This is a genomic window from Oceanicella sp. SM1341, assembly GCF_003448965.1.
Classification (GTDB): Bacteria; Pseudomonadota; Alphaproteobacteria; order Rhodobacterales; family Rhodobacteraceae; genus Paroceanicella.
On the sequence record NZ_QRGC01000016.1, the window covers coordinates 32222 to 55111 of the forward strand.

Sequence of the window (22890 nt, forward strand, 5' to 3'; positions counted from 1 at the left end):
GCGCCACCCCGACAAGGAGAGCCAAGATGAAGACCAGCCTGCGAGCCGCCCTGATGCTGACCGCGCTTGGCGCGGCCCTGCCCGCCTTCGCCGCCGACCCGGTGAAGATCGGCATGATCACCACCCTCTCCGGCCCGGCCGGCTACCTCGGCGCGGACATCCGCGACGGGTTCGCGCTCGCGATGAAGGACGGCACGCTGGGCGGCGTGCCGGTGGAGCTGATGGTCGAGGACGACGCGCTGAAGCCCGGCCAGGGCCGGCAGATCGCCGAGCGCTTCATGACCAACGAGGACGTGAAGCTGTTCACCGGCATCGTGTTTTCCAACGTGGCCGGCGCCACCGTGCCCGACATCGTCGACAACGGCGGCTTCTACGTGAGCGCCAATGCCGCGCCGTCGAACATGGCCGGCGAGGAGTGCCACGAGAACTACTTCGCCATTGCCTGGCAGAACGACAGCCTGCACGAATCCGGCGGGCTGGTGGCCAACGAGCTGGGCTACGAGAATGCCTTCATCCTCGCGCCCAACTACCAGGCCGGCAAGGACGCGCTCACCGGCTTCAAGCGCACCTTCAAGGGCGAGATCGCGGGCGAGATCTACACCCGCCTCGACCAGACCGACTTCGCCGCCGAGATGGCGCAGATCCGCGCCGCCAACCCGGCGATGGTCTACCAGTTCCACCCCGGCGGCCTCGGCATCGCCTTCATGCGCCAGTACCAGCAGGCGGGCCTGCTCGGCACCATCCCGATGGTGGTCTCCGAGCCCTCGCTCGACGCGGTGATCCTGAAGGCGGTGGGTGACGCGGCCCTCGGCATCAACGTGGGCTCGCACTGGAACGCGGATTTCGACAACGAGGCGAACAAGACCTTCGTCGCCGCCTGGGAGCAGGCCTACGGCGCCGACCGGCCCATCACCACCTATGCCGAGCAGGGCTACGAGGTGGGGCTGCTCTATGCCTCCGCGCTGGAGGCCACGGGCGGTGACATCGCCGACGAGGACGCCTTCCGCGAGGCGCTGCGGGCGGCCGATTTCGCCTCGCCGCGCGGCAACTTCTCCTTCGGGCCGAACCAGCACCCGGTGGAGGACTGGTTCGCCCTCGAGGTGGTCGCGGGCCCGGACGGCACGCCGATGCTCCAGACCAAGTCGAAGGTGGTGGAGAATTACGGCGACTTCTACTCCGAAGACTGCCAGATGTGATCCGGCGCGGCCTTCCGCGCCGCGCCAGGGGGGTCGGGCCGCGCGCCCGGCCCCCGCACCCGTTTCCTCGCCTCTCCGGGAGCCCCTGCCCATGACCCTCCTGCTCGAGCAATTGCTCAACGGCCTGCAGTTCGGCGTGATGCTGTTCCTGCTCGCCGCCGGGCTCACGCTGATCTTCGGCATCATGGGGGTGATCAACCTCGCCCATGGCTCGCTCTACATGGTGGGCGCCTATGCCGGCACCTGGGTGGCGGCGCAGACCGGCTCGTTCTGGCTCGGCATTCCCGCAGCCCTCGGCGCCGCCGCGCTCACCGGTGTCGCGATCGAGGCGCTGGTGGTGCGCCGCCTCTACGCGCGTGACCACCTCGACCAGGTGCTCGCCACCTTCGCCATCCTGCTGATGGCAAACCAGCTCGTCACCCTGATCTTCGGCCGACAGCCGCTCTACACCGCCATGCCCGAGGCGCTCTCGGGCTCGGTGGAGCTCTTGCCGGGGCTGTTCTACCCGCCCTACCGGCTGGCGATCATCGCCGTGGGCCTGCTCGTGGCGCTGGGGCTCTGGGCGCTGATCAACCGCACGCGCATCGGCATGCTGGTGCGCGCCGGCTCGACCAACCGCGAGATGGTGCGCGCGCTCGGCGTCGACATCCGGCTGCTCTACACGGTGGTGTTCGGGCTGGGGGCACTGCTCGCGGGCCTCGCGGGGTTCATTTCCGGCCCGGTGATGGCGGTGCAGGTGGGCATGGGTGAGCAGATCCTGCTCTCGACCTTCGTGGTGGTGGTGATCGGCGGCGTGGGCTCGATCCGCGGCGCCTTCGTGGCGAGCCTCGCGCTCGGTGTCATCGACACCTGCCTGCGCGCCTACCTGCCCGGCCTGCTGCGCCAGGTGATGGCGGGCCCGGAGGCCGACGCGCTCGGCATCGGCATCTCCTCCATGGGCATCTACCTGCTCATGGCCATCGTCCTTCTCGTGAAGCCCAAGGGACTTTTCGCCGGCAATGGCTGACATCGACCTCACCCACGGCGCGCAGGCGCCCGGCCGCGCGCCGCTGCTCCGGGCCCTCGCGGCCCTGGTGGTGCTGGCGGCCCTGCCCACGCTGGCCTCGGCCCTCGGCTACCCGGCGCTCACCTCGCTGGTCACCCGCATCCTGATCTACGGCATCGCGGCGGCGAGCCTGAACTTCATCCTCGGCTACGGCGGGCTGGTGAGCTTCGGCCACGCCGCCTTCTTCGGCATCGGCGGCTACGTGGTGGGCATCCTCTACCAGAACTACTCCGACGAGACGCTGTTCCTCGGCCTCGTCCCCGGCAGCAACCAGATGCTGATCACCCTGCCCGCCGCGGTGCTGGTGGCGGGGGCCTTCGCTGCGGTGATCGGCGCGCTGTCGCTGCGCACCGGGGGCGTGCAGTTCATCATGATCACGCTGGCCTTCGCGCAGATGTTGTTCTTCCTCTTCGTCTCGCTCAAGGCCTACGGCGGCGATGACGGGCTGATCATCCGCCGCACCAACGAGCTGCCGGGCCTGAACATGCGCGACAAGGAGGTGGTCTACTATGTCTGCCTCGGCATCGCGGCGCTGTTCTTCGCCGGTCTCGCGCGGCTCATCCGCTCGCCCTTCGGCAACGTGCTCAACGGGCTGCGGCAGAACGAGCGGCGCATGGTGGCGCTCGGCGTCGCCCCCTACCGCTACCGGCTGGTGGCCTTCGTGCTCTCGGGGATGGGGGCGGGGCTCGCGGGCGCGCTGATGGCCAATTTCCTGCGCTTCGTGAGCCCGGACATGATGCACTGGACCAAGTCGGGCGAGCTGCTGATCATGGTGATCCTCGGCGGCGTGGGCACGCTCTTCGGGCCCCTGATCGGGGCTGCGGCCTATCTCGTGCTCGAGACGCTGCTCGCCTCCTGGACCGAGTACTGGCAGCTCGGCCTCGGGCTGGTGCTGCTCTTCGTGGTGATGCGGGCGCGCGGCGGGGTGCGCGCGCTGATCGTGGCGCTCGGCGCCCTGTTGCCCGGGAGGCAGAAATGACCGCTCCGCTCCTGCAGGTGACCGGCCTGGTGAAACGCTTCGGCGGCCTCACCGCCACCGACCACGTGACGCTCGACGTCGTGCCCGGCGAGATCCACGCCCTGATCGGCCCGAACGGCGCCGGCAAGTCGACCCTCATCAACCAGCTCTGCGGCGAGCTTGCGCCCGACGAGGGAAGCATCGCCATCGACGGGGCGGAGGTCACCGCCCTCTCCGCCCCCGAGCGCGCCCGCATGGGCCTCGCGCGCACCTTCCAGGTCACCTGCCTGCTCGACGAGGAGACGGTGCTGTGGAACGTCGCCATGGCGCTCGACGTGGGCCGCGGCCACTCCTTCCGCTTCTGGCGCGACATCCGCCGCGACGAGAGCCTCACCGCCGAGGCGCGCCGCGCGCTCGCCGGCACCGGGCTGGAGGGGCGCGCGGGGGTCACGGTCTCCGAGCTCAGCCACGGCGAGCGCAAGCAGCTCGAGCTGGTCACCGCCCTCGCCCAGCAGCCCCGGCTGCTGCTGCTCGACGAGCCGATGGCGGGGCTGGGCCACGTGGAAAGCCAGGCGATGATCGGCATGCTGGCCGGGCTGAAGAGCCGCTGCGGCATGCTGCTGGTCGAGCATGACATGGACGCGGTCTTCGCCCTTGCCGACCGGGTGTCGGTGCTGGTCTACGGCCGGATCATCGCGACCGACCTGCCGGGCGCGATCCGCGAGAACCCGGCGGTGCGCGAGGCCTATCTCGGCGAGGGGGAGGAAGCCTGATGCTCGATGTCTCCAACCTGCAGGCCGCCTATGGCGCGAGCCAGGTGCTCTACGATGTCTCCCTGCGCGTGGGCGAGGGCGAGGTGGTCACCCTGCTCGGGCGCAACGGCATGGGCAAGACCACCACCGTGCGCTCGGTGATGGGGCTGATGACCCCGCTCTCCGGCGAGATCACGCTCGGCGCGCGCCCGGTGGCCGGGGCCACGCCCGAGGCGGTGGCCCGGCTCGGCGTGGGGCTGGTGCCCGAGGGGCGACAGGTGTTCCCCACGCTCAGCGTGCGCGAAAACCTCGTCGCGACCGCGGCGAACCGGCTGAAGCGCCCCGACCCCTGGACGCTGGAGCGGGTCTACGCCCTCTTCCCCCGGCTGCGCGAGCGCGCGGCCCAGGTGGCCGGCACGCTCTCGGGCGGCGAGCAGCAGATGCTCGCCGTGGGCCGCGCGCTGATGACCAACCCGCGCCTGCTCATCCTCGACGAGGCGACCGAGGGCCTCGCCCCGGTGATCCGCGCCGAGATCTGGGCCTGCATCCGGGCGCTGAAGGCGGAGGGCCAGTCCATCCTGCTCATCGACAAGAACCTCGCGGTGCTCAAGCGCCTCGCCACCCGGCACTACATCATCGAGAAGGGCCGCACGGTGTGGCAGGGCAGCTCGGCCGAGCTGGAGCGCGACGCGGCGGAGGTGCAGCGCTATGTCGGCCTCTGAGCACCCGTTCCGCATCGCCCTCATCGGCTGGGGCGCGATCGGCGCCACGGTGGGGCGGATGCTCGCCGAACGGCCGGGGGTTGAGCTCGTCGCCGTCGCGGTGAGCGACGCCTCCCGCCCGCGCGCCGGCCTGCCCGAGGTCACCCGGCTGATCGACCGGCCGGAGGCGCTCGCCGCCCTCTCCCTCGACATGGTGATCGAGGCGGCCGGGCGGGCTTCCGTGGCCATCTGGGCGGAGGCGGCGCTGCTGGCGGCCCCGGCCTTCGCCGTCTCCTCCACCTCCGCCTTCGTCGATGACGCCTTCCTCGCCGACCTGCTGGCGCGGGCCGAGCGCTCCGGCGCGCAGATCGTCGTGCCGCCCGGCGCGCTCGGCGGCATCGACGCGCTCGGCGCCGCCGCGCTGATGGGGCTGGAGCGGGTGGAGCATTTCGTCACCAAGCCGGCGCTGGCCTGGGCCGGCACCCCGGCGGAGCAGGCCTGCGACCTCGCCACCCTCGCCGGGCCGCTGGAGTTCTTCCGCGGCAGCGCGCGGGCCGCCGCCGATGCCTATCCCAAGAACGCCAACGTGGCGGTGATTTCCTCGCTGGCGGGCCTCGGGCTCGACCGCACCGAGGTGGTGATGGTGGCCGACCCCGGGGCCGTGCTCAACAGCCACCGCATCGTGGCCTCCGGCGCCTTCGGGCGCATGGACATGACCTTCGAGAACGCCCCCCTGCCGGACAACCCCAAATCCTCCGCCATGACCGCGCTGAACCTCGTGCGGATGGTGGAGAACCGGGTGGCGGTTCTGGCGGTCTGAGGCGGCCACCCCTCGCCACAGAGGGCCGGCGCCTGTCCGCGGGTGGGCGCTGCCCGGCCTGTGCCCCGCGGTTCATGGTGACGTTGCTGCCGAGTTCAGGCGTGAGCGCTTCTGTCGACGAAGCGCCCGCCCCTGGGGGCGGACGGGCGCTGGCCCGGCGGCGCTGCGCGCCTTGATTCCGGGCCGGGTGCTTCGCTCATGCCGGTGGAAACGTGGGCTTTTGCCGGAGCGCACCTCTTCGCAACAGAGGGCCGGCGCCCGTCCTTGGGTGGGTGCGGCCCGGCCCGTGCCACGCGTTTTATGGTGACCATGCTATCGAGCTCGGGCGTAGGCGCTTCTGTCGACGAAGCGCCCGCCCCTGGGGGCGGGCGGGCGCTGGCCCGGCGGCGCTGCGCGCCTTGATTCCGGGCCGGGTGCCTCGCGCATGCCGGTGGAAACGTGGGTTTCTGCCGGAGCGCTCCCCGGCGTAACAGAGGGCCGGTGCCCGTCCGTGGGTGGGCGCTGCCCGGCCTTTGCCACGTGTTTCATGGTCAAGTTTCTGCCGAGTTCAGGCGTGAGCGCTTCTGTCGACGAAGCGCCCGCCCCTGGGGGCGGACGGGCGCTGGCCCGGCGGCACTGCGTGCCTTGTTCCGGGCCGGGCGCCTCGCCCGGGTCGGGCTTCAGGCGCCGAGCGCCTTCACCAGCATGTTCACCGCCATAAGGAAGATGAACACCGCGAAGATCCGCTTCAGCGGTTTCGCCGGCAGCGCATGCGCCAGCCGCACACCGATGGGCGCGGAGATCAGCGTCATCGCCACCACGATCACGAAGGCCGGGATGTTCACGTAGCCCACGGTGAAGGGCGGCTTGTCCTCGATGCCCCAGCCGGTGAGCAGGAAGCCGATGAAGGACGGCACCGCGATCAGCACGCCGAAGCCTGCCGCCGTGGCCACCGCCCGGTGGATGGGCTGGTTGTAGAGCGTCATCAGCGGCACGCCGAAGGAGCCGCCACCGATGCCCATCAGCACCGAGAGAAACCCGATCACCGGGCTCGCGATCGACCGCCCCAGCAGGCCCGGCATGCTCTGCCCCAGCCGCCAGTGCTCGCGCCCCAGCGCCATGTAGACGCCCACGATGCAGCCGAGCACGCCGAAGACCAGCATCAGCATGTGCGACTTCAGCCCCGCCGCGATCACCACGCCGAGCGCTGAGCCGATCACGATGCCCGGCCCCCACTGCCGCAGGATGGTGAAATCGACGGCGCCGCGCCTGGCATGGCTGAGAACAGAGCGGATCGAGGTGAACACGATCGTGCCCAGCGAGGTCGCCACGCAGATCTGCATGAGCTGGTCGGGCACATGGCCGAGGCTTGCGAACACCCAGTAGAACACCGGGACGAGAACGATCCCCCCACCTACACCCAGCAGGCCCGCGACGATGCCGGCAAAGAAGCCCACGGCCAGAAGGACCCCGAGCAGCGGAAGGAGAACAGAGAGTTCGGGCACGTCGGCCACTCCGTGAATTGAGGAGACAGATCGGGACGGATGCTCCTTGCCTGCTCCGGGGGCAAATGTCCACCGGAGCAGGCGGAAGGCCGCGCTCAGAACCCGAGGGCGGAGCCGTCCTTGCGCGGGTCGGAGCCGCCGCGCAGCAGGCCCGCGCCCGCCTCGGCGAGGATCGCCTGCGAGCCGCCGATGGGTGCTGCCGCCACGCGGATCTCGTGGCCCCGCGCGGCGAGTTCGTCGCGCACCGCCTGCGGCACGGTGGGCTCCAGCTCCAGCACGCCGCCGAAGGCGAAATGGCGCGGCGCGTCCATCGCCGGCTGCAGCTCGAGCCCGAGGTCGATCACGCCGGAGAGGAAGGCCGCGTGCCCCGCCGCCTGGTAATGCCCGCCCATCACGCCGAAGGGCATCACGCCCTCGGGCCCGCGCAGCATGCCGGGGATGATGGTGTGCATGGGCCGCTTGCGCGGGCCGATGGCGTTCGGGTGCCCCTCGATCAGCCGGAAGGAGGCGCCGCGGCTGTGGAACAGCACGCCGGTCGCGGGGTCGAGCCGGGTGGAGCCGAAACCGTGGAAGATCGAGTTGATGAAGGAGAGCGCGTTGCCCTCGGCATCGACCACGCAGAGGTAGATCGTGTCGCGGTGCTCCGGCTCGTCCCAGAGCGCGGGCGTGCCGGCGCGGGCGGGGTCGATGCGGGCGCGCAGGGTGGCGACCACCTCCTCGCTCAGCAGCTTCTCGGTGAGGCCGGGGCAGCCCGCGGGGTCGCCCAGCAGCGCGTCGCGGTGGTGATAAGCGAGCTTGGTCGCCTCCGCATGCAGATGGATGCGGTCGGCGAGGGGCACGTCGGGGCCGAGGTCGAAACCCTCGAGAATGCGCAGGATCAGCAGGGCGGCGAGGCCCTGGCCGTTGGGCGGGCACTCGAACACCTCGTGGCCGCGGTAGCTGGCGGAGATCGGCTCCACGTATTCGGCCGCCGCGGCGCCCTCGGCGAAATCCTCCTCGGTGTGCAGGCCGCCGAGACTGCGCAGGTGGGCGACCATGGCCGCCGCGGTCTCGCCCTCGTAGAAGCCCGCGGTGCCCTTCTCCGCGATCTCGCGCAGGCGGGCGCCGAGCAGCGGATGGCGCATGCGCTGGCCCACGGCGGGGGGCGTGCCCTCGGGCAGGAACACCGCTGCCGCATGCGGGTCGGCGCCGATCAGCGCCGCGTTCGCCGCCCAGTCCTGCGCCACGCGGGGGGTGACCGGAAAGCCCTCCTCCGCGTAGGAGATGGCCCGCGCGAAGACGCGGGCGAGCGGCAGGCGGCCGTGGTCTCCGTGCAGCCGGCACCAGGCCGAGACCGCGCCGGGCACGGTGATGGAATGCGGGCTGGTCTGGGGGATCTCGCCCTCGAGGCCCAGCTCCTTCAGCGCCGCCACGCTGGCGGCGGCCGGCGCGCGGCCCGAGCCGTTGAGCGCCACCGGGGCGCCGCCCTTGGGCGCGTAGATCGCGAAACAGTCGCCGCCGATGCCGGTCATCAGCGGGTCGACCACGCTCTGCACCGAGACGGCGGCGAGGGCAGCATCCACCGCGTGGCCCCCGGCGGCGAGGATCTCGAGCCCGGCCGCGGTGGCGAGAGGGTGCGAGGTGGCGATCATCGCGTCGCGCGCAAGCGTGGTGGGGCGGGCGGTGGAGAAGAAGTCGTGCATTCGAGGGGTCCTTCTGGCGCGGTCAGGCGCCGGTGGCGAGAGGGTGGAGGCAGGCGGCCGTCCGCCCCGGTGAGAGGCTGGTAAGGGCGGGGTCGGTGCCCTGGCAATCGGCCTCGGCGCGCGGGCAGCGCGAGGCGAAACGGCAGCCCGGCGGCAGGTCCACCGGGCTGGGGATCTCGCCGGGCAGCGGCTCGGCGATGGGCGCGAAGAACTGCGGCGAGGCCGCGCGCAGGGCGGCGGTGTAGGGATGGGCCGGGGCCTCCAGCACCGCGTTGGTGGGTCCGGCCTCGACGATGCGACCGAGATACATGATGGCGATGCGCTCGCAGAGATAGCTCGCGACGCCGAGGTCATGGGTGATGAACAGCAGGGTGAGGCCCATGCTCTCCTTGAGGTCGGCGAGCAGGTTGAGGAGCTGCGCCTGGGTGGAGACATCGAGGCCGGAGACCGCCTCGTCGGCCACCAGCACGCTCGGCTCGGCCGCCAGCGCCCGGGCGATGGCCACGCGCCGCACCTGGCCGCCGGAGAGGGCGGCGGGGTAGCGCTGTGCCACATCCCCCGGCAGGCCGACGCGGGCCAGCAGCTCCGCCACCCGGGCGGGCAGCTCGGCCGCGGTGCACAGGCCGAAATGACGCAGCGGCTCGGCCACGAGATCGGCCACCGCCATGCGCGGGTTGAGCGAGCCGCGGGCGTCCTGGTAGATCATCGCCACGTCGCGGGTGAAGCCGGAGGCGGCGGCGGCGCGGGCCTCCGCGATCGGCCGGCCGCGGTAGAGCGCCTGGCCGTTGGTGGGCCGGGTGAGGCCGAGGAGCACGCGCAGCAGCGTCGACTTGCCCGAGCCGCTCTCGCCCACCAGCGCGGTGGAGGAGCCGCCGGGCACCCGTAGCCGCACCCCGTCGAGGGCGGCGAGCCCGCGGGTTTCGCGGCGCAGGAAGCCGGCGGGCCGGGTGACCTGGTAGACCTTCTCCACGTCGAGCAGCTCGAAGACCGGGGCCGCGGGCGCTGCGGCCTGTGCGAGGGGCGCGCTCATTCGGGGTTCCAGCAGGCCAGCGCCCGCCCTCCCTCTTGCGTGAGCGGCGGCTTCTCGCCCGCGCAGCGCGGCAGGGCGCGCGGGCAGCGCGAGGCGAAGCGGCAGCCGGCGGGCATCTCCTCCCAGGGCGGAACACCGCCCGCGGGCGGCTCCAGCCGGGCGGTGCCGATCTCGAGCACGCAGGATTTCAGCAGCCTGGTGTAGGGGTGGCGCGGGGCCTTCAGCACCTCGGCGCTGCTGCCCGCCTCCATCACCTGGCCGGCGTAGAGCACCACGATCCGGTCGCAGGACTGGCTGGCAAGGGCGAGGTCGTGCAGCACGAAGATGCAGCTCGCCCCCCGCGCCCGGGTCTGGTCGAGGATCAGCCGCACGATCTGCGCCTGGATGGTGACATCGAGGGCGGAGGTGGGCTCGTCGGCGAACAGCAGGTCGGGGTTGCAGGCAAGCGCTATCGCCACCATCACCCGCTGCTGCATGCCGCCCGAGAGCTGGTGCGGATAGGCCGAGAGCCGGGCGGCGGCATCGTTGATGCCCACGCTGTCGAGCAGCTCCACCGCCCGCGCCCGCGCCGCCGCCCGGCCCAGCCCGAGCTTGCGGCGCAGCACCGAGGTGAGCTGGCTGCCCACGGTGAAACAGGGGTTGAGGGCGGCGCCCGCGTCCTGGAACACCATGGCGAGCCGGCCGCCGCGCAGCCCGCTCCAGCGCCGCTCCGGCAGGCCGAAAAGGTCGCCCTCCCCCGCAAGCTCGGCCCGGCCCTCGATGCGCGCCTCCGAGGGGCGCAGCAGGCCCATCAGCGCCACGGCGATGGTGGATTTGCCGGCGCCGCTCTCGCCCACCAGCGCGAGGGTCTCGCCCCGGCCGAGGGAGAGGTCGACACCGTCGAGGATGCGCCGCGCGCCGCGGTGCAGGGTGAGGCCGCTCACGCTCAGGAGCGGGTCTGCCGTGCTTGTCTGCATGCTCAGGCTCCGTCACGCAGCTTGGGGTCGAACTCCTCGCGGATGCCGTCGCCCACCAGCGACAGCGCGATGAGCAGGATGGCGAGGGCGGCGCCGGGCATGCCCGACATCCAGGCCGCGAAGCTCACGAAGCCGCGGCCCTCGGCGATCATCAGCCCCCAGTCCGGCGTGGGCGGGGTGACGCCGATGCCGAGGAAGGAGAGCGAGGAGGAGACGAGGATCGCCTCGGAGATGCGGATGGTCACCTGCACGGCGAGCGGGTAGACCACGTTCGGCAGGATGTGGCGCCAGATGATGCGCAGCCGCGCCACGCCCATCAGCCCCGCCGCCTCGACGAAGAGCTGCACGCGCACCTGCATCACGTCGGCGCGCACGGTGCGCGCGAAGGGGCCGATCATCGCGATGCCCACGGCGATGATCACCTTGTCCACCCCCTGGCCGAGAATGGCGATGAAGGCCACGGCCATGATCAGCGAGGGCATGGCGAGGATCGAGTCGATCAGCCGCATCAGCAGCCATTCCACCAGCCCGTCCGAGAGCCCCGCCGCGAGCCCGATCACCAGCCCGCCGAGCGCGCCGATGGCCACCGAGCACAGGCCGATGGCGAGCGCGTAGCGCGCGCCGAAGATGATGCGGCTCAGGATGTCCTGGCCGTAGCTGTCGGTGCCCAGCCAGTGCTGCGCGCCCGGCCCGGTCATCATGAACTCGATGTCCTGGAAGGTGGGGTCGTAGGGCGCCACGTAAGGAGCGAAGATCGCCGCCAGCGCGAAGGCGAGCGCCACCGCGAGGCCGAGGGTGAAGAACGGCCGGCGGCGCAGCATCGAGGTGCTGCGGCGGCGCGCGCGCGGGGCCACGGTTGCGGTATCGGTCATCAGCGCGGCCTCAGGCGGGGGTCGAGGAAGGGATAGGCGAGGTCGACCGCGAGGTTCACCAGCACGAAGAGCGTCGCGGTCATCACCACGCCGGCCTGCACCACGCCGTATTCGCGCCCCAGCACCGCGGAGGTGATCATCTGCCCCGCCCCGGGCAGGGAGAACACCGTCTCGGTGAGCACCGCGCCCTGCAGCAGCGTGCCGAGCTGCAGCCCGATGATGGTCACTAGCGGCATCGCGATGTTGCGCAGCCCGTGCACCCAGACCACCCGCCAGCCCGGCTCGCCCCGCGCCCGCGCGGCGGCGATATAGGGCTGGGCCAGCACCTCCACCAGCGTGGCCCGGGTGAGGCGCACGATCATGGCGATGAAATAGGTCGAGAGCGTGAGCGCGGGCAGGATCATGTGGTAGAGCCCGCCCCAGAAATCTTCCCAGGGGGGCACGAAGCCCATCACCGGGAACAGGCCGAACTTCACCCCGAACACCCAGATCAGCAGGATGCCGAGGAAGAACGAGGGGAAGGCCGTGCCGGTGAGGGCGAAGACCGCCGCGCCCGCGTCCCAGGCCGTGTCCTTCTTCACCGCCGAGAGCACGCCCAGCGGCACGCCCAGCACCACCGCGAGCCCCAGCGAGAAGGCCGCGAGCGTGAGGGTCACCGGCAGGGCCTCCACGAAGGCATAGGTGAAGATGTCGGCGCGCGCGATATAGGAGGTGCCCCAGTCGCCGGTGACGAAATTCCCCAGCCAGTCGAGGTATTGCGTCACCAGCGGCTGGTCGAGCCCGAGCTGGCGGACGAGGGCGGCATGCGCCTCGGCCGAATACTCGGAGCCCAGCATGATCTCCACCGGGTCCCCCGGCGCCAGCTTCAGCAGGCTGAAGCTGGCGACAGAGACGATGAACAGCACGAACACCGTCTGCAGGACCTTCTTCAAGGCCATCAGCAGCATCAGCCGATACTCACCGTGTGCAGGTTGAGCAGGTCGGCGGGGATGTACTGGAAGCCCTGCACCTTGGTGGACAGCACCTTGTAGACCGGCATGTGCGCCATCATGGCGATGGGCGCCTCGTCCATCAGGATGTCCTCCGCCTTGTGGTAGAGCTCGGCGCGCTTCGGCACGTCGAGCACCACCTGGGCCTGGGTGCAGAGCTCGTCGAACTCGGGCGAGGACCAGCCGGGGAAGTTCCACGCGCCGCCCGACTTGAACTCCGGGAAGAGCGTCTCGTCGGGGTCGAGGTCGGCCACCCATTCGAAGTCGAACAGGTCGAAGTCGCCGGCGTTGCGGCGCTGCACCCAGGTGGCGGGCTCGATCAGCTCCAGCTTTGCCTTGATGCCGATCTGCGCCAGCATCGGCGCCACGGTCTGGGCGACGCGGGTGCCCACGGGGCCGCGCTCGGACATCATGTAGACCGCCTCGATCTCGCCCTGGTTCGCCGCCTTGGCGCGGAATTCCTTCGCCTTGTCGAGGTCGAACCACTGGCCGCGGCCGGAGGAGGCGATCTCGGGGTCGTAGAAGCCGGTCATCGGCGGGGAGATCGGGGTGAAGGCCTGGATGGCGCGGCCGAAATAGGCCTGCTTGAGCAGGGTCTCGCGGTCGAGCGCCCAGGCCACGGCGCGGCGCAGGTTGATGTCGTCGAAGGGCGCCTTGCGGGTGTTCATGCCCACGAAGGTGTAGTTGCCCTCGATCTCGCCGTAGAGCGTGGCGCCGGGGAAGGCGTCGACCTGGGAGACGAGCTGCATCGGGCAGTCGGTCATCCCGTCCACCTGCCCCGCCATCAGCGCGGCCACGGCGGAGGAGGGCTCCTTCATCAGCTTCCAGGTGGCGCGGTCGAGCCTGGGCAGGCCCTCCTCGAAGTAGTCGGGGTTCTTCTCGAGCTCGATGGCGTCGTTCTCGCGCCAGGAGACGAACCTGAACGGCCCGGTGCCCACCGGGTTGCGCCCGTAGTCGGCGCCGTATTTCTGCACCGCGGCCGGGCTCACGATGGTGCCCGCGCGGCCCGTGGAGCCGTTGAGCGCCACCGGCAGGAAGGCGTAGGGCTTGGAGAAGGTGAGCTTGATGGTGAGCGGGTCCTGGATCTCGATGGTCTCGAGCAGCGAGAGCTTCCAGGCATGCGGCGAGGCGGGCTCGCCCTCCTTCACGCGCAGCAGCGAGAATTTCACCGCTTCCGCGTCGCACGGCGTGCCGTCGTGGAATGTCACGCCCTCGCGCAGCTTGAAGACATGGGTCACGTCGTCGAGCAGCTCCCAGCTCTCGGCGAGATCGGGCTCGAAGGTGACCGCCTTGCCGTCATAGACGATCTTCAGCAGGCCGTTGTGGATGTTGTTGATCACCTGGATCGCGGCGAGAAAGCCGGTGAAATGCGGGTCCAGCGTGTCGATGTGGTTGAGTGCGGCGATGGTGATATGCCCGCCGGACTGGGCCGAGGCCAGCCGCGGCGCGAGGCCGGATGCGGCCGTGGTCAGCAGCCCCGCCCCCATGCCCTTGAGCACCGCGCGCCGGCCGAGGCCTGCGGCTATCCGGGTGGCAAGGACCTTCTTGTGATCGATCTTGTCCATTGTTTTACCTCTCCTGTCGACATTTCGTCTCCTCCCGGGAGTTGTGTCCGGCGGATCGATCCGCTCTTGGACGTTGTGTCGACACTCCTTGGCAGAGGCGCGGGGCGCAGCCCGCCGCAAACCCGCCCTTCCCCGCGGGGCGGAGAGCGCGTGCATTGCGGTGAGGAATGACCCGCGACCCCCTCGCTCAGGGCATCGCTGTTGATTTCATGCCGACAGATTGCGCAGTTATGTATACATAATCAACTGAAAATATACCAATGGCACGAATGGATACGAAAGTGACGGTCAGGACCGCCGAGGTCATCTACGCCGAGCTGGTGCGGCGCATCGTGGAAGGGCAGCTCGGGCCCGGGGATGCGCTGAACGAGGTGCCGCTGGCGGCGGAATTCGGCGTGTCGCGCACGCCGGTGCGCGAGGCGCTGCAACACCTGAGCATCTCGGGGCTGGCCGAGCGCGGGCCGCGGCGGGCCTTCGTCGTGCGCCGCACCGACGTGCCCATGCTGGAGGATCTCTTCGAGGCGCTCGGCGAGATGGAGGCGCTCTGCGCCCGCATGGCCGCCCTGCGCATGACCGCGATCGAGCGCCACCGGCTCGCCGCCACGGTGGAGGAGGCCGACGGCGCGGTGCGCGACGGCGACCACGCGGCCTACTCGGGCCTGAACGCCCGCTTCCACGCCGCCATCTGCAGCGGGGCGCACAACCGCGCGCTCGACGCCGCCACCCAGGTGCTGCGCATGCGCACCCTGCCCTGGCGCGAGGCGCAGTTCCGCGCCGCCGCCGCCCGGCTGGAGAGCAGCCAGGCCGAGCACCGCGGCATTCTCGAGGCCATCCTCGCGGAGGATGGCGAGGCGGCCCACCGCGCCATGCGCGGACATATCGCGGCCTCGATGCTGCTGGTCACCCGCATGGCGCGCGAGCGGGCGGGCTGAGGCCCTCCGCCCGCGCCCTGCCCGCCCGCGGCGGTTGACTCGCCCGCCCCGGGCCCGCAGCATGTCCGCTTGCCGCAGGCCTGCCCGCCGCCGCCGCGCAGCATCCGGCCTTGACAATCCGCTCCTGCACCGCCATTGCGGGTTAATCGTTTAACCTAGCCGCGACAGGCCGATGAGCACCCGACCCCGCGCCAGCCTCAAGGATATCGCCGCCGAGCTCGGCGTTTCGGTCGCGACCGTGTCGAACGCGATCTCGGGTAAGGGGCGCGTGTCGGAGGAGCTGGGCGAGCGCATCCGCGCCACCGCCCTGGCGCGCGGCTACGTGCCCAGCCTCACCGGGCGGGCGCTGCGCACCGGGCGCTCGGGCGTGCTGGGGCTGGTGCTGGCGGATATCGCCAACCCGCTGTTTCCCAAGATCGCCCAGGCGGTGGAGGCGGCGGCCGCCACTTCCGGTTACGGGGTGCTGATCGCGGATTCGCGCGGCGATGTCACCGAGCAGACCCAGGCCATCCGCCGGCTGATGGAGCGCGGTGCCGACGGGCTGATCGTGGTGCCGCGGCGCGGCACGCGGGTGGGCGAGATCGGCCTGCCCGTGGCGGTGATCGACACGCCCTCCACCCCCGGCAACACCGTCTCGGCCGACCATTGGGGCGGCGGGCGGCAGGTGATCGGCCATCTCGCGGGGCTGGGCCACCGGCATTTCGTGCTGATCGGCGGCAGTGCCGCCTCCAACGTGCAGAACGACCGGATCTCCGGCATGCGCTCGGCCCTGCCGGCCGGTGCGCGCCATACGCTGCTCTGGGCCGAGGGCCCGGGGCGCGCGCCGGGCGCCCCCCTCGGCCTCGCGGCCCTCGCGGCGGGAGGCGCCACCGCCTTCGCCTCGGTGAGCGACCTCATCGCCCTGCGCGCCCTCACCGAGCTGCAGAGCGCCGGGCTCGCCGTGCCGGAGGATGTCTCCGTGACCGGGTTCGACGACATGGTCTGGGCCGGCGTGGTCACCCCCGGGCTCACCACGCTGCACCAGGACATGCCGACCATCGCGCGCCACGCGGTCGACGAGCTTCTGCGCATGATCGAGCATCCCGAGACCGCATCGGCCGTGCCGCCCGGCGGCGTGCCGATGCGCCTCGTGGTCCGCCAGTCCGCCGCGGCGCCCCGCGCGGCAAGAACCTGTCCAACAGAAGGAGCAAAACCGACATGATCCGTTCCACCCTGCTCGCCGCCACGGCGCTGGCCTGCGGCACGCTGGCCGCCCAGGCCGCCGACCGCACCCTCACCATCTCCGTCTACGGCTTCGCCCAGGACGAGTTCTCCGAGATCCTCTACAAGCCCTTCGAGGAGCAGTGCGGCTGCGAGGTGGTGGTGGAGACCGGCAACAGCGTCGAGCGTCTCGCCAAGATGGAAGCCAATCGCGAAGGCCCGGTCATCGACATGGCGGTGCTCTCCACCCATGACGCGCTGGCCGCGAACCGCGCCGGGCTGATCGACACCATCGACACCTCGAAGCTCTCCAACTACGACAAGCTCTACGACATCGCCAAGGACCCGCTGGGCGACGGCACGGCCGTGGGCTACACCTTCTACGCCACCTCCATCGTCTACCGCTCCGACAAGGTGACGGTCGACAGCTGGGCCGACCTGTTCTCCGACGAGCTCAAGGGCCAGGTCGCCTTCCCGAACGTGACCACCAACCAGGGCCCCCCGGCGCTGTGGATGCTCGGCAAGGCCATGGGCGAGAGCGACCCCACCCTCGCCGGCGCCATCTCGGAAGTGGGCGAGAAGCGCGACGACGTGGTGACCTTCTACGTGCGCTCCTCCCAGCTCGTGCAGCTGATGCAGCAGGAAGAGATCTGGGCGGCACCCATCGGCCGCTTCGCCTGGAAGGGCTTCGCCGACATGGACCTGCCCATCGCCTGGGCCACGCCCGAGGAAGGCCAGACCGGCGGCATGAACGTGATGGTCGTCACCAAGGGCTCGAGCAACCGCGAGCTGGCGCTCGAGTTCATGGACTACTGGCTCTCCACCCCGATCCAGACCGCGCTGGCCGAGGGGCTGGTCGACAGCCCGGCGAACGCCGAGGTCGAGGTCTCGCCCGAGGTGGCCGACAACCTCACCTACGGCGCCGAGACGGTCGACAGCCTCGACCTGATCCCCGCCGATGTCTGGCTCGACAACCGCGAGGGCTGGCTCTCCGACTGGAATGCGAAGGTCGGCCAGTAACCACCTGAAGTGAAAAGAAAGGCGTGCCCCGCTGCCCGGGGCGCGCCCCCCTGTGCGGGGAGAGGTCGAGACATGTTCCAGAACAGACGCGAAGGGCTCGCGCTGGCGCTGCCGGCGGCGGTTTTCGCCTGCGTGGTGTTCCTCGTGCCGGTGGCGATCCTGCTGTCGGAGGGGTTTCGCGGCGCGGCGGGGTTCTCGCTCACGCCATACGTGGAGTTCTTCTCCTCGCCCCTCAACCGCGCGGTGTTCCTGCGCACGCTCAAGCTCGGCGCGCTGGTGACACTGGTGGCGGCCGTCATCGGCTATGCCGCGGCCTATGCCATCGTGAACCTCTCGCCGGCAAACCGCGGCCGGGTGTTCGGCCTCGTGGTGCTGCCGCTGATGATCTCGCCGGTGGCGCGCACCTATGCCTGGCTGGTCATCCTCGGGCGCACCGGCTTCGTGAACCAGGCGCTCACCCTCGTGGGGCTCACCGACGAGCCCATCCGCTTCCTCTTCACCGAGACGGCGGTGTTCATCGGCCTGCTGCAGCTCTTCCTGCCGCTGATGATCATCTCGCTGATCTCGGCGCTCGAGAACATGCCGCGCGACGCGGTGCCCGCCGCCCGCGTGCTGGGGGCAAGCTGGCTGCAGGTGTTCACCCGGGTGATCCTGCCGCTGACGAAGGAGGGGCTGGTGATCGGCGGCACGCTGGTGTTCACCGGCTCGCTCACCGCCTACATCACGCCGGCCATCCTCGGCGGCTCCAAGGTGCTGATGCTCGAAACCCTGCTCTACCAGCGGGTTACGGTGGCCAATGACTTCGCCTCCGCCGCCGTGATCGCGATGATCCTCATCGTGATGAGCTTTTCCGCCAATCTCCTGCTCAAGCGGCTGGCCCGCGCCCGGGGGCGCTGATGAAACGCAACCTCTCCACGGTCCTCGTGCTGGGCCTCGTGCTCGCCTTCCTCATCGGGCCGTTCCTGATCATCATCGCGGCCTCGCTCTCGGCCGGCAACTCGCTCGCCTTCCCGCCGCAGGGCCTGTCGCTGAAATGGGTGGCGAAGGTGTTCACGGTGGAGAGCTTCCGCGAGAGCTTCGCCACCTCGATGTTCCTCGCCATCTTCGGCACGCTCGCGGCGCTCGCCCTCGGGGTCCCGGCCGCCTATGCGCTCAACCGCTACCGGCTGCCCTTCTCCGAGACCGTGCGCACCGTGGTCTCGGCCCCCATCATCGTGCCGGGCATCATCGTGGGCCTCGCGCTGCTGCGCTACCTCGTGATCCCGGCCGGGGTGCCGGTGATGCTGGCGCTGTTCTGCGCCCACACCGCGCTGGTGCTGCCCTACGCGGTGCGCGTGGTCTCGGCCAGCCTCGGAAACCTGCGCTCGGACATCGAGGAGGCCGCGGTGCTGCTGGGCTGCACCCGCTCCGGCGCCTTCTTCCGGGTGGTGCTGCCCAACATCCGCGGCGGCATCCTCGCGGCGTTCATCCTCGGCTTCGTGACCAGCTTCAACCAGGTGCCGGTGTCGCTGTTCCTCTCCGGCCCCGGCGTGCGCACCCTGCCCATCGACATGCTGGGCTACATGGAAATCAACTACGACCCCTCGGTGGCCGCCCTCTCGGCGCTGCTCGCCTTCATGTCGATCGGCATCGTCTTCCTCGCCGAACGCTTCCTGGGATTCTCTCGCTATGTCTGACGATACCTGCCTCGCGCTCGAGCGCCTCACCCTCGCCTATGGCGACACGGTCGCGGTGGACGCGCTGGACCTCACGGTGAAGCGCGGCGAGCTGATCGCCCTGCTCGGCCCCTCGGGCTGCGGCAAGACCACCACCATGCGCGCCATCGCCGGCCTGCTGGAGCCGCGCTCCGGCACCATCCGGCTCGAGGGCGCCGACATCACCCGCCGCCCGGCCAACAAGCGCGAGATCGGCCTCGTCTTCCAGTCCTACGCGCTGTTCCCGCATCTCTCGGTGTTCGAGAACGTGGCCTTCGGCCTGCGCCTGCGGCGTGAGCCGCGCGCCGCGGTGGAGGCGAAGGTGGCCGAGGGGCTGCGCACCGTGGGGCTCGACCACCTCGCCGCCCGCAAGCCGGCCGAGCTTTCCGGCGGCCAGCAGCAGCGCGTGGCGCTTGCCCGCTCGCTGGTGATGGAGCCCAAGCTGCTGCTGCTCGACGAGCCGCTGTCAAACCTCGACGCCCGCCTGCGCCTCGAGATGCGCGCCGAGCTGCAGCGGGTGCAGAAGGCCTCCGGCATCACGATGATCTTCGTCACCCATGACCAGGGCGAGGCGCTGGCGCTGGCCGACCGTATCGTGGTGATGCGCGGCGGCGCCATCGAGCAGCTCGCGACGCCGGAGGAGATCTGGAACCGCCCGGCCTCCGGCTTCGTGGCCGAGTTCGTCGGCTTCGAGACCGTGCTCGGCCTGCGCGACGGCAAGCTCGACACGCCCGCCGGCCTGGTGCCGGTCTCGGGCGATGTGCCGGCCGGAGCCGCCGGCCTCGCCTGGCGGCCGGGCGCCGTCACCCTCGGCACCGGCCCGTTCGAGGGCGAGGTGCTGGGCGTGTCCTTCGCCGGCGAGAGCCGGGAATATCTGCTCGACAGCCCGCTCGGCCGCATCAAGGCCGATGCGCCCGCGAGCCTCGCGATGCACGGCATCGGCGCGAAGGTGGCGTTCGACCTGCCGGCCGCCCGCGCCGCCGTGCTCCCCCGCCTGGGATGAGCCGCGCCATGACCCCGCGCCCCGAACCGGAGCTGAACACCCCCGCCCTGCGGGCCCGCGCCGTTGCCGCCGCCCGCGGCGACGCGCCTTTCGATGTGCTCATCACCGGCGGCACGCTCATCGACATGGTGACAGGCGAGGCCCGCCCGGCGGATGTGGGGCTCGTCGGCCCGCTCATCGCCTCGGTGCATCCGCAGGGCACCCGCAGTGACGCGGCCCGGGTGATCGACGCCGCCGGCGCCTTCCTCTCCCCCGGGCTGATCGACACGCACATGCATGTCGAGAGCTCGATGGTCACCCCGGCGGAATATGCCCGCGCCGTGCTGCCGCGCGGTGTCACCACCTGCGTGTGGGACCCGCACGAGTTCGGCAACGTGCACGGGATCGCGGGGGTGGACTGGGCGCTCGATGCTGCCGCGGCGACGGACCTGCGCTTCCTCGTGCTTGCCCCCTCCTGCGTGCCCTCCGCCCCGGGGCTGGAGACATCGGGCGCCGATTTCGACCCGGAGGTGATGCAGGGCCTGCTCGCCCGCCCCGGCATCGCCGGCATCGCCGAGGTGATGGACATGCGCGGCGTGATCGACCAGAGCCCGCGCATGGCCGGCATCGTCGGCGCCGGGCTCGCGGCGGGCAAGCTGGTCTGCGGCCATGCCCGCAGCCTCGAGGGCGCGGAGCTGCAGGCTTTCGTCACCGCCGGCATCGGCTCGGACCATGAGCTGGTCTCGGGGCCGGACCTGCTGGAGAAGCTGCGCGCCGGGCTCACCATCGAGCTGCGCGGCTCGCATGACCACCTGCTGCCCGAGCTGGTGGCGGCCCTCGCCACCCTGCCCGCCCTGCCGCAGACCGTGACCCTGTGCACCGACGACGTGTTCCCCGACGACCTGCACCGCGCCGGCGGGCTCGACGACGTGGTGCGCCGCCTCACGGCCTACGGCATGCCGGCCGGCCAGGCCCTGCAGGCCGCCACGCTGAACGCCGCCCGGCGGCTGGGCCGGCACGACCTCGGACTCATCGCCCCCGGCCGGCGCGCCGATATCGTGCTCTTCGAGGATCTCGAGGGCTTCGCCACCCGCGCGGTGCTCGCAAGCGGGCGCGTGGTGTCGGAGGCGGGCCGCCTCACCGCGCCGCAGGCGGATACCGACGACACGCCCCTGCGCGGCTCGGTGCAGGTGCCGGCGCAGGAGGCGGCGGCCTTCACCACCCGGGCCGAGGGCGCGCGCATCCGCCTCGCCACCATCGACCGGCCGCGCTTCACCCGCTGGGGCGAGGTGGAGGCCGAGGTGCTGGCCGGCGAGGTGCAGCTGCCCGAGGGCGCCACGCGCCTTGCGGTGATGCACCGCCACGGGCGGGCGCAGGCGCGCATGCGGGTGGGCTATCTCACCGGCTGGGGCGCCTGGCGCGGCGCCTTCTGCACCACCGTGGCGCATGACGGGCACAACCTCACCACCTTCGGCGCCGAGCCGGAGGACATGGCCGCGGCGGCGAACGCGGTGATCGCGGCAGGTGGCGGCATGGCCGTGGCGCGCGGCGGCGAAGTGGTGGCGCAGGTGGCGCTGCCGCTCTCGGGCCTCGTCTCCGACCGGCCGCTGGCCGAGGTGGCCGAGGGCTTCGCCGCCCTGCGCGCCGCGATGGACGCGGTGGTGGACTGGGCGCCGCCCTACCTCGTGTTCAAGGCCTGTTTCGGCGCCACGCTCGCGTGCAACGCGGGGCCGCACCAGACCGACCTCGGCATTGCCGATGTCAGCCGCGGCACGGTGCTGGTGAGCCCGGTGCTGGGGCCGGTGCTGGGAGCGGCCTGAGGCTCAGATCGGCTCGGGCGGCGGCGGGGCCGCGGCCGCGCCGCGGTCGATGAAGCGCCGCCGCACCAGGTCGTGGATGATCTGCGAGGCGGGCGACAGGCTCTGCCCCGGCAGCGACACGATGGAATAGGGCGAGATCGAGATCACCTGCGCCAGCGGCAGCGCCTCCAGCCGGGCGCCGAAATCGGCACTCGCCCCGAAGAATTCCGCCACCGAGCGCGCCACCGGGGTGATGGCGTTGGTCTGCGAGATGGTGATGAGCGTGAGCAGCAGCGAGGAGGTGGAGAGCACCTTCGCCGGCAGCGGCACCGAGAGCTGCTGCAGCCGGTCCTCCACCGTGCGGCGCAGCAGCGCGCCCTCGGGCTGCATCACCCAGTCGAAGCGCACGCAATCCTCCAGCCGCACCGGGCTGTGGCGCAGCAGCGGGTGGCCGGGGCGCACCACCAGGCTCACCGGCTCCTCGGCGAGGAACTCGGCGCCGTAGCGCCGCACGTCGCGCGTGGCGGGGATGCGGCCGAGGAAGAAGTCGATGCGCCCGCTGTCGAGGATGCCGCAGAGCTCGTCCGACGTGCCCACCTCCACCGAGATGTCGATCCCCGGGTAGTTCACCCGCGCCTGGCGGATGGCGGGCAGCAGCAGCTCGATCGCCGCCCCGGTGACCGCGCCGATGCGCACCCGGCCAGAGAGGCCGGAGCGCAGCTCGGTGATCTCGCGGTCGGCCTCGTCGAGCTCGCGCAGGATGGTGCGGGCGCGCCGGGCGAGGCGCTGGCCGTAGACCGTGAGCTCCACCCCCCGGCCCGTGCGGCGGTAGAGGCTGACGCCGGTCATCTCCTCCATCTCGGCGCAGAGGCGCGAGGCGGCGGGCTGGGACATCGCCAGCGCCGAGGCCGCGGCCGAGATCTGCCCCGTGCTCTCCAGCGCCGCCATCAGCCGCAGGTGCGGCAGGCGCATGCCGCGCCGCACCAGCCGGTCCTCGCGGCGGCGCAGGGCGGCGCCCTCCTCCTCCGGCATGCGCTCGGGCATCGCTCCTGTCCTCCGACCGTTTGCACGGGTGACGCAACGTCCGGTTGCACCCTGCCGCGCGATTCCCGCACTCCGGGACCATTCCCGGCAGAGGTTCTGCCTCGACATATCGTAATCCATATATCTGGATCATGTAATAGAATTTGAATGCTATAGAGCTCGCGACATA

At 71.3% G+C, this 22890-nt stretch carries 21 protein-coding genes; 13 read left to right on the top strand and 8 right to left on the bottom strand.

The features are described 5' to 3' along the window. The first annotated feature begins 26 nt into the window (after positions 1–26). The 6 genes from D3P35_RS15060 to D3P35_RS15085 all read left to right on the top strand — a co-directional run bounded on the left by D3P35_RS15060 (position 27) and on the right by D3P35_RS15085 (position 5472). Positions 27–1196: an ABC transporter substrate-binding protein gene (locus D3P35_RS15060; RefSeq protein ID WP_118135567.1), complete on the top strand. Its 1170-nt coding sequence runs from the start codon at positions 27–29 to the stop codon at positions 1194–1196. 85 nt (positions 1197–1281) lie between these two features. After that, entirely contained in the window at positions 1282–2202 is a 921-nt protein-coding gene (locus tag D3P35_RS15065) for a branched-chain amino acid ABC transporter permease (RefSeq protein ID WP_198670643.1), read from the top strand. Next, a complete protein-coding gene (locus D3P35_RS15070; RefSeq protein ID WP_118135569.1) occupies positions 2195–3220 on the top strand; it encodes a branched-chain amino acid ABC transporter permease in 1026 nt (341 codons plus the stop codon). The genes D3P35_RS15065 and D3P35_RS15070 overlap by 8 nt, the downstream gene beginning before the upstream one ends. Continuing rightward, positions 3217–3972, top strand: a complete 756-nt coding sequence (locus D3P35_RS15075) for an ABC transporter ATP-binding protein (protein WP_118135570.1) — start codon at positions 3217–3219, stop codon at positions 3970–3972. Before D3P35_RS15070 ends, D3P35_RS15075 begins: the two co-directional genes overlap by 4 nt. Continuing rightward, positions 3972–4673: an ABC transporter ATP-binding protein gene (locus D3P35_RS15080; RefSeq protein WP_118135571.1), complete on the top strand. Its 702-nt coding sequence runs from the start codon at positions 3972–3974 to the stop codon at positions 4671–4673. Before D3P35_RS15075 ends, D3P35_RS15080 begins: the two co-directional genes overlap by 1 nt. Further along, positions 4660–5472: an aspartate dehydrogenase gene (locus tag D3P35_RS15085; RefSeq protein WP_118135572.1), complete on the top strand. Its 813-nt coding sequence runs from the start codon at positions 4660–4662 to the stop codon at positions 5470–5472. The genes D3P35_RS15080 and D3P35_RS15085 overlap by 14 nt, the downstream gene beginning before the upstream one ends. Before the next feature lie 659 nt (positions 5473–6131). Here the strand turns inward: D3P35_RS15085 and D3P35_RS15090 are convergent. From D3P35_RS15090 to D3P35_RS15120, 7 genes are all read right to left on the bottom strand, one after another. Beyond that, positions 6132–6956, bottom strand: a complete 825-nt coding sequence (locus D3P35_RS15090; RefSeq protein WP_118135641.1) for a sulfite exporter TauE/SafE family protein — start codon at positions 6954–6956, stop codon at positions 6132–6134. A 95-nt stretch (positions 6957–7051) separates the two neighbouring features. After that, positions 7052–8638, bottom strand: a complete 1587-nt coding sequence (locus D3P35_RS15095) for a gamma-glutamyltransferase family protein (RefSeq protein ID WP_118135573.1) — start codon at positions 8636–8638, stop codon at positions 7052–7054. Between the two features lie 22 nt (positions 8639–8660). Further along, the gene (locus D3P35_RS15100; protein WP_118135574.1) at positions 8661–9668 is read right to left on the bottom strand and encodes an ABC transporter ATP-binding protein; all 1008 of its coding nucleotides are present in this window, start codon (positions 9666–9668) and stop codon (positions 8661–8663) included. Beyond that, positions 9665–10624 carry an ABC transporter ATP-binding protein gene (locus tag D3P35_RS15105; protein WP_118135575.1) on the bottom strand — a complete coding sequence of 320 codons (960 nt, stop codon included), beginning with the start codon at positions 10622–10624 and terminating at the stop codon, positions 9665–9667. The genes D3P35_RS15100 and D3P35_RS15105 overlap by 4 nt, the downstream gene beginning before the upstream one ends. A 2-nt stretch (positions 10625–10626) precedes the next feature. Beyond that, a complete protein-coding gene (locus D3P35_RS15110) occupies positions 10627–11496 on the bottom strand; it encodes an ABC transporter permease (RefSeq protein WP_118135576.1) in 870 nt (289 codons plus the stop codon). Then, complete coding sequence (locus D3P35_RS15115; RefSeq protein ID WP_118135577.1) at positions 11496–12443, bottom strand: ABC transporter permease; 948 nt, start codon at positions 12441–12443, stop codon at positions 11496–11498. Before D3P35_RS15115 ends, D3P35_RS15110 begins: the two co-directional genes overlap by 1 nt. Further along, complete coding sequence (locus D3P35_RS15120) at positions 12443–14050, bottom strand: ABC transporter substrate-binding protein (protein WP_118135578.1); 1608 nt, start codon at positions 14048–14050, stop codon at positions 12443–12445. Before D3P35_RS15120 ends, D3P35_RS15115 begins: the two co-directional genes overlap by 1 nt. Positions 14051–14331: 281 nt before the next feature. Here D3P35_RS15120 and D3P35_RS15125 point away from each other — a divergent pair, with 281 nt between their 5' ends. From D3P35_RS15125 to D3P35_RS15155, 7 genes are all read left to right on the top strand, one after another. After that, complete coding sequence (locus D3P35_RS15125) at positions 14332–14982, top strand: GntR family transcriptional regulator (RefSeq protein ID WP_118135642.1); 651 nt, start codon at positions 14332–14334, stop codon at positions 14980–14982. 172 nt (positions 14983–15154) lie between these two features. Beyond that, positions 15155–16183: a LacI family DNA-binding transcriptional regulator gene (locus D3P35_RS15130; RefSeq protein WP_118135579.1), complete on the top strand. Its 1029-nt coding sequence runs from the start codon at positions 15155–15157 to the stop codon at positions 16181–16183. Next, positions 16180–17202, top strand: a complete 1023-nt coding sequence (locus D3P35_RS15135; RefSeq protein ID WP_198670637.1) for a PotD/PotF family extracellular solute-binding protein — start codon at positions 16180–16182, stop codon at positions 17200–17202. Before D3P35_RS15130 ends, D3P35_RS15135 begins: the two co-directional genes overlap by 4 nt. 72 nt (positions 17203–17274) lie before the next feature. Continuing rightward, on the top strand, positions 17275–18099 hold the full coding sequence (locus D3P35_RS15140; RefSeq protein WP_118135580.1) for an ABC transporter permease: 825 nt from the start codon (positions 17275–17277) through the stop codon (positions 18097–18099). After that, on the top strand, positions 18099–18878 hold the full coding sequence (locus tag D3P35_RS15145) for an ABC transporter permease (RefSeq protein ID WP_118135581.1): 780 nt from the start codon (positions 18099–18101) through the stop codon (positions 18876–18878). Before D3P35_RS15140 ends, D3P35_RS15145 begins: the two co-directional genes overlap by 1 nt. Then, positions 18871–19899: an ABC transporter ATP-binding protein gene (locus tag D3P35_RS15150; protein ID WP_118135582.1), complete on the top strand. Its 1029-nt coding sequence runs from the start codon at positions 18871–18873 to the stop codon at positions 19897–19899. The genes D3P35_RS15145 and D3P35_RS15150 overlap by 8 nt, the downstream gene beginning before the upstream one ends. Before the next feature lie 8 nt (positions 19900–19907). Next, positions 19908–21698, top strand: coding sequence for an adenine deaminase (locus D3P35_RS15155; protein WP_118135583.1), 1791 nt, complete (start codon positions 19908–19910; stop codon positions 21696–21698). Positions 21699–21701: 3 nt separating this feature from the next. Here D3P35_RS15155 and D3P35_RS15160 read toward each other — a convergent pair whose 3' ends face one another. Next, complete coding sequence (locus D3P35_RS15160; protein WP_198670638.1) at positions 21702–22721, bottom strand: LysR substrate-binding domain-containing protein; 1020 nt, start codon at positions 22719–22721, stop codon at positions 21702–21704. Between the last annotated feature and the right edge of the window lie 169 nt (positions 22722–22890).